This window comes from Bradyrhizobium valentinum (assembly GCF_001440405.1).
GTDB lineage: Bacteria > Pseudomonadota > Alphaproteobacteria > Rhizobiales > Xanthobacteraceae > Bradyrhizobium > Bradyrhizobium valentinum.
The window spans coordinates 120,965-136,271 of sequence record NZ_LLXX01000029.1; the positions used below are offsets into that span (position 1 = coordinate 120,965).

Annotated in this window: 17 protein-coding genes and 1 tRNA gene; 7 read left to right on the forward strand and 11 right to left on the reverse strand. The window is 60.2% G+C overall.

Annotation, left to right across the window (positions count from 1 at the left end):
• Positions 1-245: 245 nt before the first annotated feature.
• Positions 246-1,223 (reverse strand): AraC family transcriptional regulator, encoded by a 978-nt coding sequence (locus CP49_RS05085; RefSeq protein WP_057849198.1) that lies wholly within the window; start codon positions 1,221-1,223, stop codon positions 246-248.
• 152 nt (positions 1,224-1,375) lie between these two features.
• Here CP49_RS05085 and CP49_RS05090 point away from each other — a divergent pair, with 152 nt between their 5' ends.
• Entirely contained in the window at positions 1,376-2,449 is a 1,074-nt protein-coding gene (locus tag CP49_RS05090) for a class I SAM-dependent methyltransferase (protein WP_082645872.1), read from the forward strand.
• Between the two features lie 449 nt (positions 2,450-2,898).
• Here CP49_RS05090 and CP49_RS05095 read toward each other — a convergent pair whose 3' ends face one another.
• From CP49_RS05095 to CP49_RS05105, 3 genes are all read right to left on the reverse strand, one after another.
• Complete coding sequence (locus CP49_RS05095) at positions 2,899-3,876, reverse strand: Bug family tripartite tricarboxylate transporter substrate binding protein (protein ID WP_057849200.1); 978 nt, start codon at positions 3,874-3,876, stop codon at positions 2,899-2,901.
• Positions 3,877-3,933: 57 nt separating this feature from the next.
• The gene (locus CP49_RS05100; RefSeq protein ID WP_057849201.1) at positions 3,934-4,629 is read right to left on the reverse strand and encodes a sulfite exporter TauE/SafE family protein; all 696 of its coding nucleotides are present in this window, start codon (positions 4,627-4,629) and stop codon (positions 3,934-3,936) included.
• Between the two features lie 147 nt (positions 4,630-4,776).
• Entirely contained in the window at positions 4,777-5,493 is a 717-nt protein-coding gene (locus tag CP49_RS05105) for a dienelactone hydrolase family protein (protein ID WP_057849202.1), read from the reverse strand.
• A 390-nt stretch (positions 5,494-5,883) separates the two neighbouring features.
• On the opposite strand from CP49_RS05105, the gene CP49_RS05110 reads away from it, so the two are divergent.
• Positions 5,884-5,958, forward strand: a tRNA-Thr gene (locus CP49_RS05110).
• Positions 5,959-6,009: 51 nt separating this feature from the next.
• Here the strand turns inward: CP49_RS05110 and CP49_RS05115 are convergent.
• The 3 genes from CP49_RS05115 to CP49_RS05125 all read right to left on the reverse strand — a co-directional run bounded on the left by CP49_RS05115 (position 6,010) and on the right by CP49_RS05125 (position 9,347).
• Entirely contained in the window at positions 6,010-6,696 is a 687-nt protein-coding gene (locus CP49_RS05115; protein WP_057849203.1) for an addiction module antidote protein, read from the reverse strand.
• Positions 6,697-7,060: 364 nt separating this feature from the next.
• On the reverse strand, positions 7,061-7,705 hold the full coding sequence (locus CP49_RS05120; protein WP_057849204.1) for a helix-turn-helix domain-containing protein: 645 nt from the start codon (positions 7,703-7,705) through the stop codon (positions 7,061-7,063).
• 121 nt (positions 7,706-7,826) lie between these two features.
• Complete coding sequence (locus CP49_RS05125; protein WP_057849205.1) at positions 7,827-9,347, reverse strand: porin; 1,521 nt, start codon at positions 9,345-9,347, stop codon at positions 7,827-7,829.
• A gap of 373 nt (positions 9,348-9,720) precedes the next feature.
• Between CP49_RS05125 and CP49_RS05130 the strand changes: the two genes are divergently transcribed.
• A complete protein-coding gene (locus CP49_RS05130) occupies positions 9,721-10,272 on the forward strand; it encodes a MarR family winged helix-turn-helix transcriptional regulator (protein WP_245310507.1) in 552 nt (183 codons plus the stop codon).
• A 17-nt stretch (positions 10,273-10,289) separates the two neighbouring features.
• On the opposite strand, the gene CP49_RS05135 is transcribed toward CP49_RS05130, so the two are convergent.
• Positions 10,290-11,399, reverse strand: coding sequence for an alpha/beta hydrolase family protein (locus tag CP49_RS05135; protein WP_057849206.1), 1,110 nt, complete (start codon positions 11,397-11,399; stop codon positions 10,290-10,292).
• A 402-nt stretch (positions 11,400-11,801) separates the two neighbouring features.
• Here CP49_RS05135 and CP49_RS05140 point away from each other — a divergent pair, with 402 nt between their 5' ends.
• Together CP49_RS05140 and CP49_RS05145 are read left to right on the forward strand one after the other, a co-directional pair.
• A complete protein-coding gene (locus CP49_RS05140) occupies positions 11,802-12,053 on the forward strand; it encodes a hypothetical protein (RefSeq protein ID WP_063791629.1) in 252 nt (83 codons plus the stop codon).
• A 183-nt stretch (positions 12,054-12,236) separates the two neighbouring features.
• Entirely contained in the window at positions 12,237-12,671 is a 435-nt protein-coding gene (locus CP49_RS05145; protein WP_063791630.1) for a hypothetical protein, read from the forward strand.
• A 38-nt stretch (positions 12,672-12,709) separates the two neighbouring features.
• On the opposite strand, the gene CP49_RS45765 is transcribed toward CP49_RS05145, so the two are convergent.
• Positions 12,710-12,817, reverse strand: a complete 108-nt coding sequence (locus CP49_RS45765) for a glucose transporter (RefSeq protein WP_190241878.1) — start codon at positions 12,815-12,817, stop codon at positions 12,710-12,712.
• 206 nt (positions 12,818-13,023) lie between these two features.
• Between CP49_RS45765 and CP49_RS05150 the strand changes: the two genes are divergently transcribed.
• Together CP49_RS05150 and CP49_RS05155 are read left to right on the forward strand one after the other, a co-directional pair.
• Positions 13,024-13,278, forward strand: coding sequence for a hypothetical protein (locus CP49_RS05150; RefSeq protein WP_057849209.1), 255 nt, complete (start codon positions 13,024-13,026; stop codon positions 13,276-13,278).
• Between the two features lie 134 nt (positions 13,279-13,412).
• On the forward strand, positions 13,413-13,766 hold the full coding sequence (locus CP49_RS05155; protein WP_057849210.1) for a cupin domain-containing protein: 354 nt from the start codon (positions 13,413-13,415) through the stop codon (positions 13,764-13,766).
• Positions 13,767-13,973: 207 nt separating this feature from the next.
• Here the strand turns inward: CP49_RS05155 and CP49_RS05160 are convergent, their stop codons facing one another.
• A complete protein-coding gene (locus CP49_RS05160) occupies positions 13,974-14,339 on the reverse strand; it encodes a hypothetical protein (RefSeq protein ID WP_245310508.1) in 366 nt (121 codons plus the stop codon).
• Positions 14,340-14,393: 54 nt separating this feature from the next.
• The gene (locus CP49_RS05165; RefSeq protein WP_057849211.1) at positions 14,394-15,110 is read right to left on the reverse strand and encodes an outer membrane protein; all 717 of its coding nucleotides are present in this window, start codon (positions 15,108-15,110) and stop codon (positions 14,394-14,396) included.
• Positions 15,111-15,307: the final 197 nt, after the last annotated feature.

Genomic DNA, 15,307 nt, shown 5'->3' on the forward strand with positions numbered 1-15,307 from the left:
GCAGTAATTCAGGCGACTAACAGGGGTACACGGGTCTCGGGAACCGCCACGCGTTGGGATAATTTTTCCCGCAGGTGTTGCCGCTCAGCCAAGCAGTCATGACCTTTTCGTGAGTACGCGCTCTACCCCCCGCGACGCTGAGCATCAGCATAATCGCTCCGACGAGAATGAGGCTAACGGCCCAAACTCCGCTGTCAGAGCGAAGATCGGGATGGAACCATAAGGAGCGCATGCTGGCTGGCGCCTTACTCCGGCGAAATATGCGCCTGTCGCCAGGCGGCCGGTGGCGTCCCTACCGTCCTGCGAAACGCTCGATTGAAGGCAGCCTCGGAATCGTAACCAACCGCCACTGCGACGCGTGCGATCGGGTCGCGCCCGGAAGCCAGCAGACCGGCAGCGAGTTGCATGCGCCAGCGCGTCAGGTACTGCATCGGCGGCTGACCAATGAGATGAGTGAAGCGCTGCGCGAGCGTCGACCGCGACAGCCCCACCGCTTTCGCGAGCTCATCCAATGTCCAATCCGCCGCCGGTTCGCCATGCAAGAGGTTCAGCGCCTGACCGACGTGTCGATCGGCCAAGCCGGCAAGCCACCCGGTCTGTTCGGGGCCTAGTGCTTCGATATGGCATCTGATTGCTTCGACAAAGAGCAGTTCGCCCAGCCGGGCCAGCACGCCCTCGCCGCCCGTCCGGCGCCGTTCCGATTCGGCCCTTGCAGCACTGATCAGATAGGCAAGGCCCGAATTCTCGCGATATGAACTTCCCCGCAAGTGCAGGACCGCGGGCAGTGCTTCCACCAGCGGATTGAAAGGACGCGTGTCGCAGCCGAGAAATCCGCACAGGATGCGCGCGTCGGCGGGTCCGTTCTCACCCAGGCGCATCATGAGAGGAAGCCGACCGGCCCTCGCCTGACCGTAGACGCTCAGATCAGGGATCGACCGCATGCCCGGAGCGCTGGAAAGGACATGTGCTGAGCCCTGCGGAAAGGCGATGATATCGCCCGCCTCGAGCCGTACGGATGGTGCATCGATCAGCCCGCCCCAGCAGCAGCCATCGATCACCACGTGATACTCGATGACGTGCTGAGCCCCCGGCAAAACGGCTGAAGCGCAGGCAGCCGATGTCGGCGCCTCGGCCACCCAGGGTGCGCGGACGTCCAGATGGAAGAACATCGCGCTACTGAGCCGTACGGCGCGCAGCACATCGGACAGAGCATCCGCGCCCATAGTCCAAGCTCCAGTCGGACGCTCGATCATGCTTCTCGGACGAAAGGCAAAAAATAGGAAGGATTTAGACGCTCAGTCAAGTCATCCGGCAGTCCGGTCATTTGCCGCACCCTCGCGAGGACCTATGTCCCATCGCGCCAAAGGAGGCAGCAATGAACATGATAGTTAGAGAATTAGATCAGCAGAAGCTGGAAGGATTTGTTACACGGATATTGGACGATCTCGGCGCCGCCATGATTGCGCCGCTGGTGCGCATCGGCGACGAACTTGGGTTCTATGCCGCGCTTGCCGAGTCAGGACCGGTGACGCCGCAAGAACTGGCGCGCCGTACCGGAACGGTCGAGCGCCTCGTGCGCGAATGGCTCAGCGCCCACGCCGCCGCCGGTTATCTGGACTATGACGCCACGACCAAGCGCTTTGCCATGAATCCCGAGCAGGCCATGGTCTTCGGAAATCCGGAAAGTCCGGTCTACATGCTGGGCTCGTTCGAGGTTTGCCAAGCGGTGATGCTTGACCAACCCAAGGTGAGCAAGGCTTTCCGCAACGGCGGCGCCGCCGGCTATCACGAACGATGCAGCTGTCTGTTCAGCGGAATGTCACGCTTCTTCGGCGTGAGCTACAAAGCCCATCTGGTGCAGGAATGGCTTCCCGCATTGGACGGTGTGATCGAAAAGCTCAATAACGGTGCGCGGGTCGCCGATATCGGCTGCGGCCATGGCATCTCCACCATTCTGATGACGAAGGCCTTCGAAAGATCCAGATTTTTCGGGGTCGACAACCACGAAGATTCGATCGCCTGCGCCCGCGACGCCGCGAAACGCGACGGCGTAGCAGCCAGGACGGAATTTGATGTCGCCACAGCCAAGAATTTTGTGGGCGGCAATTTCGACCTGATCTGTTGTTTCGACGCGCTGCACGACCTTGGCGATCCCGTCGGCGCGGCGGGCCGGATTCTGGAGGCTCTGGCCCCCGACGGCACATTCATGGCGGTGGAGCCACGTGCAGGAGACCGGTTGGAGGACAATATCAATCCAGTCGGCCGGCTCTATTATGCCGGCTCCACCATGATCTGTACGCCGGTTTCGCTGGCACAGGAGGTCGGGCTCGCCCTCGGCGGACAGGCCGGGCCGGCACGGTTGGAAGCGGTTCTGCGCGAAGCCGGATTTGGCCGCGTGCGGATCGCAGCCGAGACGCCCTTCAACATCGTTCTCGAAGCGCGGCGATAAGACGTGGGCGAACGGGCTGTAAACTTCTTGAGCGGCCGAGAGCACTTGCTCGCCGGCGGCAAGGGTACCTGGTCATGACGCAGGCATTACGAGCGAAACAAAGCAATCGAGAACTTGGCCAAGCCGGCTGGATCCTTGATTATTGGGTCGCCTCTTTGATCGCAACGGTGGAGCGCGCCATACGTCATCGACGCGCGAAGCATCGCGGCAGGATGCAGGCCGATTGCCCTGCTCCGCGACGCGAGAAAGTTGGGATGAAGTCCTAGGTGTGAGAGCAGAGACCCTCATGGTGAGGAGCGCGCAGCGCGTCTCCGGACGATGCTGCGCATCGCCGGGCGAACCATGAGGCCACAGACGGGCCTTCATCCTTCGAGACGCCGCGGAGCCTGTCATCGGGCCGCGCTACGCGCGGACCCGTTGGCGGCTCCTCAGGATGAGGTTCAAGATCCTCAGTTCGTGATCTTGTATCCCGTCGCCTTGACGATCGGCTGCCAGAATGCGGTGTTGGCGGCGAGCTCCCTCGTCAGGCCTTCAGGCGTCGAGCCGACCGGGATCAGGCCGATCGCCGAAAGCTTTTCCTTTACTTCGGGCTTGGCGAGCGCTGTGGCGACCGCTTCGCTCAGCTTCTTCGCGAAGTCGGGCGAAGCGCCGGCCGGCAGCCACATGCCGTACCAGGCGTCCGCCACCAGATCGATGCCGCTTTCCTTCAGTGTCGGGGCATCGGGCAGGAACGGCGAACGGGCCGCACTGCCCACCGCGAGAATCCGGATGTTGCCCGCACGATGCTGCGGAATGGCGTCGGTCAACGTCGAAATGGCGAACGGCAGATGACCGCCGACGAGGTCGTTGATGATGGGCGCGCTGCCGCGATAGGCAACGCGCGTCAGCTTGACGCCCAGCGCCTGCTCGAGCCGCGATCCCGTGAAATGCGGAATGGTGCCGTTGCTGGGCACGCCGAACGTCGCCTTGTCCGGATTGGCTTTCAGCCAGGCAACCAGTTGCGTGAAGTCCTTGACATCGGCGGCCGGGACAGCCGGGCCGGCGAAGACACAAAACTCAAAGCGCACGAGTTGCGAGACCGGAACGAAGTCCTTGGCCGAATCGAAACTCGGCGTCGTCTCGACCATCGGCAGCAGATACATGGTCGGCCCCGTGGTCACGAGGATAGTCGCGCCATCGGGATTGGCCCCCTTGACCGCCTTGATGCCGATCAGGCCGTCACCGCCGGTGCGGTTTTCGACGATGATGTTGCGATCGAGCAAGGGAGCTATGTGTTGCGCCAGCAAGCGGCAAAGCGCGTCGCCGCCGCCGCCGGCCGCAAAGGGAAAGATGATTTTGGTCAGCGGGCCCGACTGCGCCAGCGCTTGGCCCGTCCATGCGGCCAGTGAACATGCGGCGCTTCCGGCCAGAAAATCTCGGCGTTTCATCCTATCCTCCCCGAACGCTTTATTATTGTTCATTCCCGCAGCACTGAGGCGGCCACGTCAAGCCAGCACCATCTCGACTACGGTCATAATTCCGATCGCGATGGTGGCAAGACCCACAGCCCCCTGCAGAATGCGATTGGCCCAGGTGAGCGAGCGGGCCGAGACCGCGAGCGGCACCGCGATCACCGTCGACAGCGCGCCCATGCCGATCATCGAGCCGATCCCGAACAACGCAACGTAACCGAGGCCGACGGCAGGGCTGGAGGCCTGCGTGACCGCAAGCACCAGCAGCGCGGCCGAGCCCGCCATGCCGTGCATCAGGCCGACCAGCAGGGTACGCCAGCGGAAGCCATGGTCATGCGCGTGAGCCATACGGGCATGCGGCGTGGTTTCGCCGGCATGGCTATGGGCATGGAAATGCACCGTGCCGTCGCCATGGCCGTGCTGGTGAAAATGCACGCGGTCGCGCCACAGCCGCCACAGCACATGGGCGCCGAGGCCGACCAGCATCAGGCCGACGGCCGTCTCAATTGGGTGGGCAACGTTGTCCGGGATCGCATGGCCGAGCAGGATCGCAGCGCCGGCAAAGACGAACAAAGTGAGCGTGTGGCCGAGCCCCCAGGTCAGCCCGTGCTTGACGATATCGGCCACATGGCTGCGGCGCACGGCGATGCTGGAGACAGCGGCGATATGATCGGCCTCGAGCGCATGCTGCATGCCCAGCAAAAACCCCAGCCCAAGAATTCCGAACATACGCCCCCTACCCGCCGTATCAGTTGAAGTTCGCCTCAAAGATGAACTTCTGATCTTGATTTGACGCGTTTACTTTACGCGAACCGCTGCCGACCCCGGATCAGGCTTCGCTGGAAAACGCCATGAAATACCAGTTGGAAGCCTTTGTCAGGTCAAGACTTCATCGAACAGGCTTTTCATCGACGCCCACGAGCGGCGGTCGGCCTGTTCGTTGTACAGCGCGGTGCGCATCATCGAGCCGTCGGCAGCGGGATTGGTGAAACCGTGCAGCGCGTTGCCGTAGACGATGACCTGCCAGTCCTTCACCCCGCCCGCCCGCATCTCGTTCTCGAAATCGGCGAGTTGTTCCGGCGGCGCCAAGGGATCGTCGACGCCGGTACAGACCAGCACGCTGGCTTTCATTTGTCCCGGTTGCGCCGGCATCTTGGTCGCCAGCACGCCGTGAAAACTGACCACCGCCTTCAGGTCGGCCCCCTCGCGCGCCAGCTCCAGCACGACTGACCCGCCAAAGCAGAACCCGATTGCCGCCAACCTGGCGACATCGACCTCCGGCAGCGCGGCGAGCGCAGCCAGCGCGGCGCGGCCCCGGGCGCGGAGTTTTTCCGGCTCGGCGCGAAGCCCGCCGACCAGGGTAGCGACTTCCTGCAGATTGGAGGCCTGCCGCCGATCGCCGAACATGTCCGCGGCCAGCGCCACATAGCCAAGACCGGCGAGCCGGCGCGCGCGCTCCATCGCGAATTCGCCAAGCCCCAGCCCTTCGTGAAACACCAGCACGCCTGGCCGCTTTCCGATCCCCTCATCAAGCGCGAGATAGCCGCGCAAATTGACTTCGCCACAGCGGTAATCGACGTCGCGCGCCTGCATGAAATTCCGTGATCCTTCAAACGATTAGGAGCCGGAACTTCACATCTGTTTCGAGATCGCACAACCGGAATCGGAAGTCTCGGCCTGCTCACTCTTTCGGCATCACGTCTGTTTGACGCGCGCAAAAAAGGACCGCATCGGAACAGCGGCAGCTACGGTTTTGTCTGCCCGGCACCTGGTTCCGCGGCGAGGACGGCCGCAGGCATCTCTGCCAGTCGGGGCTGGGCGAATCGAATTCGGAAATGGCGGCTGGAAAGGCCGCTTTTTCTATGTGGGAGCGATGAAAGCGGTCCTTGAGGTTCTGGCCCTTTGCGACCAAGTCTGATATTCGAGCCGCCGAAGATCGGACCAGGTGGCGGGATGTTTCACCCTCGCCGATCGCTTCAATTTGCCGGTTTAGCTCAGCGGTAGAGCAGCGGTTTTGTAAACCGAAGGTCGGGAGTTCAATCCTCTCAACCGGCACCACTTCAACGAGCGTCAGGCGGACGAAAACTCTTCGGCCGAGCCAAGACCCGTTCAGGCCTCCACCATTGCTGGGAATTCCACGGGAAGCGGTTGGGGGAACACCAGCTCTGCCGATTTCCCAAGGCCCGCCGTTGAATAGGAATCGAGCGACGCGTTCCGTTTGCTTACCCGCTCTACGCGTAGCTGTAATCCGAACGCCCCGAGAATCGTCAGGACAGTCGTAAATTCGGGAGAACGATCGCCCATGAACGAGCGGTAGAGCCGTGTTCGGCCAATCTGTATTCGTCGCGCGAACTCCGCAACATTCTCCTGGGCTCGGATGATCTCACCAAAGGTAGAGCAAATGGCACGAAGATTGGATGTTGCAAGGGCAGGATTCAAGAGCCCGGCAACTCCCGCCGGAGTGCTGTAACGTAAGTGGCCATGCACTGGCTGTTGAGAACCATATCTTTCGAGCGTGGATGCGGACGGTTGCACTGTAACGAGCCTCAGGCGTAGTGCCGTAATCACCTTCGTCACTGTGGAAAGCCGCGGCCCCCTCTCCGATACAAATGCCCCGTAGAGGTGTGCCCGCTCTATTCCTGATGCGATAGCGATCGTCGTGACATTTTGGGCCCGGACTGCTTCGCCGAGAGCCAGGCAAACCTGACGGCTATCGGTGGTTTGAAACGCTTGATTCAGGAATTTTTCAAGCTGAGCCGTACTGGCGTATTGAGAGCGACGCGCCGTCTTGGCCATCTGGTGCCATCCGAATCTGCACTCACCGGCGAATCAGAAATAGCCCTCAAGAGGCCGAAAAACCTCTGACCGGGCATGGTCAGAGGTTTCGGAGGTATTTCTGAAGATGCTGGTGCGCTTCTCCATGAGAGGCCGCCAACCTATTCGACGGCTACGCATGATTATAATACATGAGTTACTCATATTATTACAATAGATATTTTTGCTTTATACTCGGCGTGTTCGGCGGAGGGCCTTCGCTAGTTTTGCATCGGCGTGCGGGCAGAGGTTTTTCCCTGACGCTTAACGCAGGATGCGCGTTCAGGCGCCTGGCCGCGGGCGGAACGACTGCATCGGCAATGGCCAAATCCCGGGCGCTGAGCAGTCAGCGCCCGATCGCCAGCGGGCGGTTTTTATCCCCCGTTTGAGCTCCAATTGCCGTCGCCAATGGACTTCGAGGGGATCGTGTTGAAAGCTTGTAACGAGGTACCCTGCGTATAGAAAATGAGAGGCCCAGTGCATCCAGGAGAGTCAGGGCGGTGCTGAACCGAGGCACGCGAGGATAAACAAAGGCTCTATAGAATGTTTCGCGGCATCTGATTGTCTTTTTCGATAAGCTGGCGATGTTATCTTGCGTCCGCAATATCTCCGCGAACACTCCGATGACAGGACGCGCTTCCGAGCTGTTGAGCGCTGCAGTAAGTTTGCGCGCCATTCCTTCGCCAGGCGAAGTCTTCTCAAGAATGTTTCGCTCGGATGTCGAAGCGTCAGCCTTCGCCGTTCTATCGACTTGCCCCTTGGCTGTCACAGCAAGGCGAAATCCCAACACTTCGAGCACTCTTATCATCGTCTCCAGCCCTGTTCCCTGCCGGCGACGAAAGGCGCGAAAAAGCGTGGTCCGGTTCACCTTCGCGAGTTGAGAAAATTCCGCGATGCTCGACTGCCTCGATATTTCGTCATCGATCGCCCTGCAAATAGTACGCAGATTGTTTGTGGCGAATGCGTTCTGTAACAGACCGAGGTTGCTCAACGCCTGACCTTCTTAAAATTGGGTGGAGTTTGAGAACGCTGCGCTGGCGTGGAGCTCGCCAAAAAAAGAGACCCCCGGCGGTGAAAACTGCCGGGGGTCATTTCGATAGTTCAGTTCAGGATCAGAAGTTGCGCTGAACGCGAACGTTGAGCGAAACGGCGTCCTGATCCTTGTACTCGTACCGCGTGGCCGGTTTCGGAGCGGACGGGCCCAAGTTGGCAGCACCGCTGAACTTCTGGTCGAGGTGGAACCACATCACTTCCGCCGAGAACGTCAGGTTCGCAACGGGGGTCCAACGGGTGACCACACCGAGCTGCGAGACGTTGAAGTCGGGGTTGCAGGAGTAGTCTGCGCTTACCACCCTGCCGGCGTTGTAGTTGGAGCACCACTGACCTTTCGCCGTGGTGAGGTCGGTGTTGCTGCCACCATAACGAACCGCAGAGTAGGAGCCGAACAGGCTGCTCGACCAGTACGGATCCCAGTTGTGGTTGAACGCACCACGAATACCGTACGCTTCAACCAGCTTGATATCGCCGCCGGGCAGGTAGACACCGTCGGCAGTCTGGCCGAAGCCGATGCTCTGGTAAGAGTCCGCACGGCCCGTGTCGCCGAACATCGCGAAGCTGGCCGAATTGAAGATCACGTTCCTCGTGTTACCCTTGGCATAGGTCACATCAACCTTGATGTCGTCGCCGGGGCCGGTGGGCAGGTTCTTGAGCTGCAACGCAGCCATCACCGAACCGCCCCACTTGGAATCGGGGTGGCCAGAGATTTCCGACAGGGGGTTCACAGCACCGGCGGTCAGGAGGTTGTAGGAAGGAGTGACTTCGTGCAAGGCGCCCGAAATCTGGAACAGACCCCATGCCTGGTCGACGCGGATATTGCCGACGATGTCCGGAGCATGCGCACCGCTGTAGGCCTGATTACCTGCCGTGATGGCAGTGGCCGGGTTGGCAACACCCAGGTTCAGCAGCGAAGTGCGGCCGTAGTACGGGTCGTCCAGGCCGATGGTGCCGGACACGCCGTTGCCGAACTGCGCGGTGTACTGGATGTTGTTGGTGCCGGTGACGTCGTCATGGCCGCCAATCAGATGCGAGGAGTTGTTGCCCGGATAACCCTGCCAAGGCGTCGCAAAGGCCGAAGCAGACTTACCGAAAGTGAACCCAGCGAACTGGATGAACACCAAATCCACGCCCAGGGACTGCGAGCCAGCCGCAATGGTCGAGCCAGCCACAGCGCCAGGCGTACCATAACCTTCGCCGGTAGACGAGTTCAGGTTGAAGTTGGCCTGAGCGAAGCTACGAACGACACCGTACGCCGTGGCAGTGCGCGTATCTACGCTGAGCGCCAAACGCGAACGGGCAGCATAGTAATCGCGCACGCGATTCTGCTGACCAAGATTGGCGTTCCACGCCGGCTGATGGAAAATGCCGCCGTTGAACGTGGTGTCAACGCGCACATAGCCACCGATCTTCATGCAGGTGTCGGAGCCCGGGATGTAGTAGAAACCCGCGCCGTAAAGCGAGCAGATCTTTACGTACTCGACCGCTTTGGCCTTGACGGGAAGATCGGCAGCCTGCGCTCCGCTCACGGCGATAAGACCCGCCGCTGAGCCGAGAATAAGGCCCTTGATCATATTCATGTTAAACCTCCAAGTTGCGCTGCTAGGACAAGGACCGGACCTGTGGCTGTTCCCCCAGGAAAAGGTCCGCCCTCGCCTTTTGAAAACCGCTCAGTCGTTTCGCGTCTTCGGACACACCCGCATGAACGCGAGGGACTTAAGCGAACCACCTAGAACGGAACGATCCAGGATCCCCCGACCGCCGCAGGAACTATGCATGCGCTAATTATCTAATCAAAATACTTTATGAACTCAGCTATCTCTATCCTGCCCAACTGTGTCGCGACAGCAACACCGGTAGCTCGCGAAATCTTGTTCAGAAACCGGCAGCAAAAGGCATGCAATCAGATGATTTTGTTATTAAATTAGGTAAGCAGCTTCAGGGTGAGTCGGGATGAAACAAGCCATGGGACGGGAACTCCGCCACGGATCAGATTCGTCAGGCCGCGCGAAACGCGGAGCGCCGAATGAGTTCGGCGAGAAGAATCAGGACGTCGCCCGGCAATTTGCCTGGGAGATCGCCGCCATTAACGTGCACCTCCAGGAGATTCGCTATTTCTGGGCAAAAACGCTGGGCATCAGCGGCCCGCAATGGCTGATCCTGATGGCATTGGCCGATCTGGATCAGGGTGAAGGCGTCCCGGTGAAGGTCGTGTCCAAGATGCTCCACGTTGACCCGTCCTTCGTAACGACTCAGTCGAAAATGCTCGAGAAAAAGGGCTTCATGCGCCGTAAGACCTCAGGGGAGGATGCCAGGATCGTGCAGATGTCCTTGACGGACAAGACCTACAAGCACATCGCAGGTTTGGCTTCCGAGCAGGCGGCGCTCAACGAATTCATCTTTGCCGAGTTCAGCGAACGCGAGCTCGGCGAGTTCACCGCCAAGCTCGCGGCATTGAGGAATCGCCTTGAGAAGGCCAGCCTGAAAGTCGCGATGGGCATATGACTTGTGCTGCGGCTGGGCTAGGCCGATATCGAGTTGAGGCGATCGGCCATCCAGTCAAAAATGAACTCGCTGGCAAGCGTAGGGTTGTCGCGGTGTCCCTGCGCGGCAGCGGTTTCAGAGCTTTCGAAAATCTTCAGTGAAATGTCGGAATTGGCGATCTTGAGCCGCTCGAACAGATCGGTCACACAGTCGCGTTCGAGCCAGCCCTGCTCACCCATGGTGATCAGGACCGGGCAATGGAATTTTCGCCCGACCAAGCCGCCATCAACTCCATTACTTCCGGGACTATTCAGCGAGAGGCGATTCATCAAGAACGAGCGCTCATGCATGTCCCAGATTCCGCCATCACAAACCGCGGCGGCGAAGCGATTGTCGAGAGCAACGCCGCGCGCCACAAAGGACGACCCCGAACCGTCGCCGAGAATTGCGATCCTGCGTTCGTCGACATCGTCTCTTGTCGTGAGGTAATCCATCACGTGACCCACCGATGTTTCCAGATCGGAACGGCCGACGACTTCATCGAATTTGGCGCAGGTGCCGGATCCAAGCAGATCTACCGCCAGCATCGACATTCCCCGATCGCGGGCATAGCGTGCCGCCTTGTGGAGATATTCCTCCTTCCGATGGCCGGGTTCGCCCATGCACACGACAACAGGCGCTCGACCAGAAGCGGCGGGAGCAGGCAAAAAATAGCCTTCCAGCGCATAGCCGTTCAGCCAGGGAATCTCGACGACCTCGCCAGCGGGCGTCAAATGCGCAACGTAGCGGCGGGCGCAGGCTCGCATGGTTCGGAGCGCATGCTCCTGTTTCTTGTCGGCAGCATCGAAATCAGACGCTGATGCCTGATAGTAATTGATGGCGCGAAGCCAGTTACTCTGTGCGGTCAGCACATGACCGCGCTTGAAGGCGGCATTGGCGCGCTCATTGCTGATGTCGGCCATCCTTATCCATTCCCGATACCAGGAATCGCCGCCATCCGTTGGGTCTATCCGGCTTGCGGCAAGCAAGCATTCGGAGACCATCGAACCGCCTTCCTGCGCCGCGCCGAGCAGCCTCATGAACTCGATCGAGAACTCTTCGCTGTCTGGCCATTGAACCCAGCCCCCCGGGCCAAAATGAATTTTCATGTCGAAAACAATCGGATCCGCTTATTTGATAAAATTAGTTATATTGCATAATATAGCCTTTCTCAGAAAGACAAGCTCCATGCAAGGCCCGGCAAATACGGGTAGTGCGGTAGGGTTACTCCACCGCAGGCGGCTCCGATAATGAGCAGGCCAATATCTGGAAACTCCGGAATGGTATGGCATCCACCCGCGATGCGCGAAAAGAGCTTCCCGGCCCATACTAGCGGCTACGCTTGCTGATTTTTCGTGCTACTTGCCTGTAAAGACTGCAGTTATCCGTAGTTTTACGGTACAAACAGTTACCCGTAGTTTTACGGTACAAAACCACAACCGACCAACCCCGCCGCGCCCATCTCTCTCTTCGGAGCCGGAACCACCCCTCCTCTTCCACGTTTTTCTCGCATGAGAATTCGCGAAGAAAACTGCAACATGGTTTTGTTGGCTGTGGTCACCTCGATCAGCGTGGCCATTGCAGGCGGCGCCAGTCTGCTGGGGGTCGGCGACAGCAAGCCGGTACGGTTCGCCGATCAGACAGCCGGTCGTGTCGAGCAGGCGCCCGCACCCGACAAGCGGATCATCAACGTCAGCGAGCAGCCGCCGGTGCGCGTGATCGGCGCGCCGTTCGTCCCGAATACGAATCCCCGCGAGCGCTGACATCCCTTTCGTGAGACCTCGGTTGAACCTGGACCACACCTGACCGTCATGTGCACTGTCGGTCAGGACTGTCACCGTTTTGTCACCTCGCGCGCAAAAGCGCGGCAGTTATCCACTGTTACCTCCCCACCCGCTTGATTCCACAAAAGGCCTTTGATGGAGTGACTTGCGCCGAGGTGTTTCATGAAATGGATGAGGGAACGCGATCTCCTGATCGCGCAAACGATGGCGTTTGTTCAATCGGTGACCGGCAAGATGCCGGAGGCCGAGAAGACGGTCGCGACCTCGATCACCCAGCTCTCCGTCGAGACATCCGAATTGACCCGCGCGGCCACGCCGCTCCCTGACGTCGAGGCTTTGCTGGCGGAGACGACGCCCGCCGCCCAGGCGCCAACGGAAGCATCGAGGGAAATACCGAGGGAGTTCTCAAGGCTGGCCTCTCTCATGCGTCCCGACCTGAGGGAAGACTTCCAGGCTGAGATCAAGGCGCGGGTTGCGACTTTCCGTGCTCATCAGGAGCGGTTCAACCGCGAGCGCGAGGCGTATTGCAGCGCGACCATGGCAAAGGTCCATGCGGCTATCAAGGAAGGCGGGCAGCCGCCGCGGCCGGGGAAGTAGAGACACTAAGCGACGTTGGCGCGATATTCAGGGCAGATTCAGAGCCAGGCGTAGACCAGCGCCACGTTGGCCGCGCAGGCGACCAAGAGGCAGACGGTCAGCGTGAGTTGGACACGCTCGCAGGAGGTCTGGAGGCTCGTTCTCATGGCGGGAACATCCGGCGATTCTGGCGGCGGAGTCTCGGGGATTCTTTTTTTCGGAATTTACGGCTCGTTAAAGACTCAGAGACTCCACGAAAATGGGCCGAAACGAGCCAATTTGCTCCCGAAACAACCTGTGGAATGGCGGCATGGCAGCCAAGCCTGAAACCCGGCCCCCGCTTCCGCGTTGACCGTTTTTACCGGAGCTATCCATGCCCTACGCGCTGTTCTCAAACGATGCCAAGCTGAGCAAGGCCTATCCCACCGCAGCCGATGTCTGGAAGATCGCTCAGAAGAGCGGTCTCGTGGTCGATGTCGTCGCCGGACAGGACAACACCGGCCCCCGTCCGGTGCTGGACCATGACTACGAGATCAAGCCGTGCCAGCTCGAGCCGCATGAAGACCCCGCCCGCAACAAGGCCGAAGCCGAGCGGGAAGCCCAGACGGATTTGCAGTTGGCGTCGTGAGGGCGGCGCCATTTGCCAGCTTACGCCAAAGCGCGATATCTCGCCCGTGCGCCCTGTTCCGACGCAACTGCCCTCCGCCGCCATTGACGCAGTCGAACCTGACTGAGGGGTCTCCAGCCAAGGAAGAAAAGGCAATGAAGGCACCCGCCAATCTTGTCGAAAAGCTCGCGACGTTTACGGATCGTTTCTCCCCGCGTACAGTTGCGACATACAACAACAACGACATCATGGTGGCCAAGCTGGAAGGGCCGTTCCACTGGCACAAGCATGACGAGACGGACGATTTTTTCCTTGTGCTCGAGGGGACGCTGGACATCGAGCTGCGGGATCGCACGGTCACCCTTAATGCCGGCGAGGTGTTTGTCGTGCCCAAGGGCATTGAGCATCGGCCCGTAGCCCGCGGGGAAGTGCACATCCTGCTGATTGAGCCGACGGGTACGCCGAATACGGGTGATCAGGCCACTGCGGCGCCGCGGATCCTCGCCTGAAGAACGAGGAAACCCGTAGCATAGGATCGCAGGCCGTCGCAGATTAGCTGATCGGAGCGTCCAACGGGCCGCTGCGTCATAGTCCCACGGCGAAGCAATAGTGCCCATCTTCATCGGCCGTGGCGGGGCCGGGTTGGCGAACGACACCGCTCGGCGTATGGGTCCGTGGCATCAGCCGGGACGACATCCGAGGTGAAAAATCGGGTTCTACGGCGTTGCCGAGATCAGCGATGCCTGCTCCGAAGACAGGGTGACACAAGCCTTGCGCCGCTGCAGCCCCCTGATCGCACCGGTTACCTTGCGCACCTTGCCGGCCCCGCACGAGGGGTCCTGCACGAAGGCGATTTCATAGGGAGCAAGGATAAGCGGTTCGGATTTCAGGACAGTTTGGGCAAGGCACGGATACGCTGCTGCGGAAAAGATCAGCCCTAACGCAAAAACACGCATGTTCGTTGTCCCACCAGCCGGCCGGAACCATAATATCGGATCGTGACGAAAAGTTGCATGCAGCGCGAAATTTTTTTCGCGCCCGCCAAAAAATCCCCGGCGCACGCTCGCTTCGACATTCTCCAAACAAAAAGGCCGGCGTGAAGCCGGCCTTTGCGCGTGTCGATACCGAAGTCGGTATCAATATTTTCCAGCAGTGGGCCCACCCCAACCGAACCGGTAGTTCACGCCGACCTTGGCGGTGTGCTCGTCGTTGCGGAAGCTGCGGCCGGTGATCTCGGGAGGACCGGACGTGAAGGTGGTGTCGCCGAAATTGTAATACTGGTACTCGGCCTTGGCCGACCAGTTCGGGGCGAACATGTATTCGAGGCCGCCGCCGACGGTGTAGCCGTCCTTGTGATTGCCGTCGGTGGTGAAGGCGGCCGGCGCGCCGGCCGCCGTCGTTACCCCGAGATTGTTGCCGTCGCGCCAGGCGTAACCGCCCTTGGCGTAGAGCAGCGCCGGACCCCAGGTGTAGCCGAGCCGGCCGGTCACCGAGCCGATCTGGTCGGTGTTGGAGGTTACGAGGGTGCCGCCCGGAAACAGGACGCCGTCATTATTGGAGCTGGGCAGCCAGCTATACTGGGCTTCGGCACCCAGCACCCAGTTCGGTGCGAACTGATAGTCGAAGCCGCCCTGCACTCCGCCGAGGAAGCGGGCGTCGCTGCCCTGCAGGGAGTCGTTGCCTGCAAAGGCGCCGCCGGCATGGCCGCCGATGTAGAAGCCGGTCCAGTTATAGACGACGGCCGGGGCGGTATACGCAGGCGCCTTGGTATAAGGCCGCGGCGGCATGTCAGCCGCAAAAGCTGGAGCCGCCATGGCGGCCAGCGCGGCTGCGCCGAGCAGGATCTTCTTCATTTCACTTTCCCCGTTACGGACGTCGGATACCAAGCCAAACAACGTGACTTCATTTAGGTTGCTTTGCGGCAAGTGCCCGCGACCCGATGGCGCGCCACTGTGACGGCACAGCAACAAAATGTTTTAGTTCCCTCGCATGTAAGGCTTTTTTCTCTGTTAAGGAGGTAGCTTCCCGCTTAGTTGATGTCCGCGATGAC

What these genes read in the sequence shown, in the direction of transcription:
- CP49_RS05140 (WP_063791629.1), top strand. Translation starts at nt 11,802, where the DNA reads ATGAGAATTCGCGAAGAAAACTGCAACATGGTTTTGTTGGCTGTGGTC.
- CP49_RS05090 (WP_082645872.1), top strand. Translation starts at nt 1,376, where the DNA reads ATGAACATGATAGTTAGAGAATTAGATCAGCAGAAGCTGGAAGGATTT.
- CP49_RS05150 (WP_057849209.1), top strand. Translation starts at nt 13,024, where the DNA reads ATGCCCTACGCGCTGTTCTCAAACGATGCCAAGCTGAGCAAGGCCTAT.
- CP49_RS05100 (WP_057849201.1), bottom strand. Translation starts at nt 4,629, where the DNA reads ATGTTCGGAATTCTTGGGCTGGGGTTTTTGCTGGGCATGCAGCATGCG.
- CP49_RS45765 (WP_190241878.1), bottom strand. Translation starts at nt 12,817, where the DNA reads ATGAGAACGAGCCTCCAGACCTCCTGCGAGCGTGTCCAACTCACGCTG.
- CP49_RS05085 (WP_057849198.1), bottom strand. Translation starts at nt 1,223, where the DNA reads ATGGGCGCGGATGCTCTGTCCGATGTGCTGCGCGCCGTACGGCTCAGT.
- CP49_RS05125 (WP_057849205.1), bottom strand. Translation starts at nt 9,347, where the DNA reads ATGAATATGATCAAGGGCCTTATTCTCGGCTCAGCGGCGGGTCTTATC.
- CP49_RS05155 (WP_057849210.1), top strand. Translation starts at nt 13,413, where the DNA reads ATGAAGGCACCCGCCAATCTTGTCGAAAAGCTCGCGACGTTTACGGAT.
- CP49_RS05165 (WP_057849211.1), bottom strand. Translation starts at nt 15,110, where the DNA reads ATGAAGAAGATCCTGCTCGGCGCAGCCGCGCTGGCCGCCATGGCGGCT.
- CP49_RS05095 (WP_057849200.1), bottom strand. Translation starts at nt 3,876, where the DNA reads ATGAAACGCCGAGATTTTCTGGCCGGAAGCGCCGCATGTTCACTGGCC.
- CP49_RS05115 (WP_057849203.1), bottom strand. Translation starts at nt 6,696, where the DNA reads ATGGCCAAGACGGCGCGTCGCTCTCAATACGCCAGTACGGCTCAGCTT.
- CP49_RS05145 (WP_063791630.1), top strand. Translation starts at nt 12,237, where the DNA reads ATGAAATGGATGAGGGAACGCGATCTCCTGATCGCGCAAACGATGGCG.
- CP49_RS05130 (WP_245310507.1), top strand. Translation starts at nt 9,721, where the DNA reads ATGAAACAAGCCATGGGACGGGAACTCCGCCACGGATCAGATTCGTCA.
- CP49_RS05135 (WP_057849206.1), bottom strand. Translation starts at nt 11,399, where the DNA reads ATGAAAATTCATTTTGGCCCGGGGGGCTGGGTTCAATGGCCAGACAGC.
- CP49_RS05105 (WP_057849202.1), bottom strand. Translation starts at nt 5,493, where the DNA reads ATGCAGGCGCGCGACGTCGATTACCGCTGTGGCGAAGTCAATTTGCGC.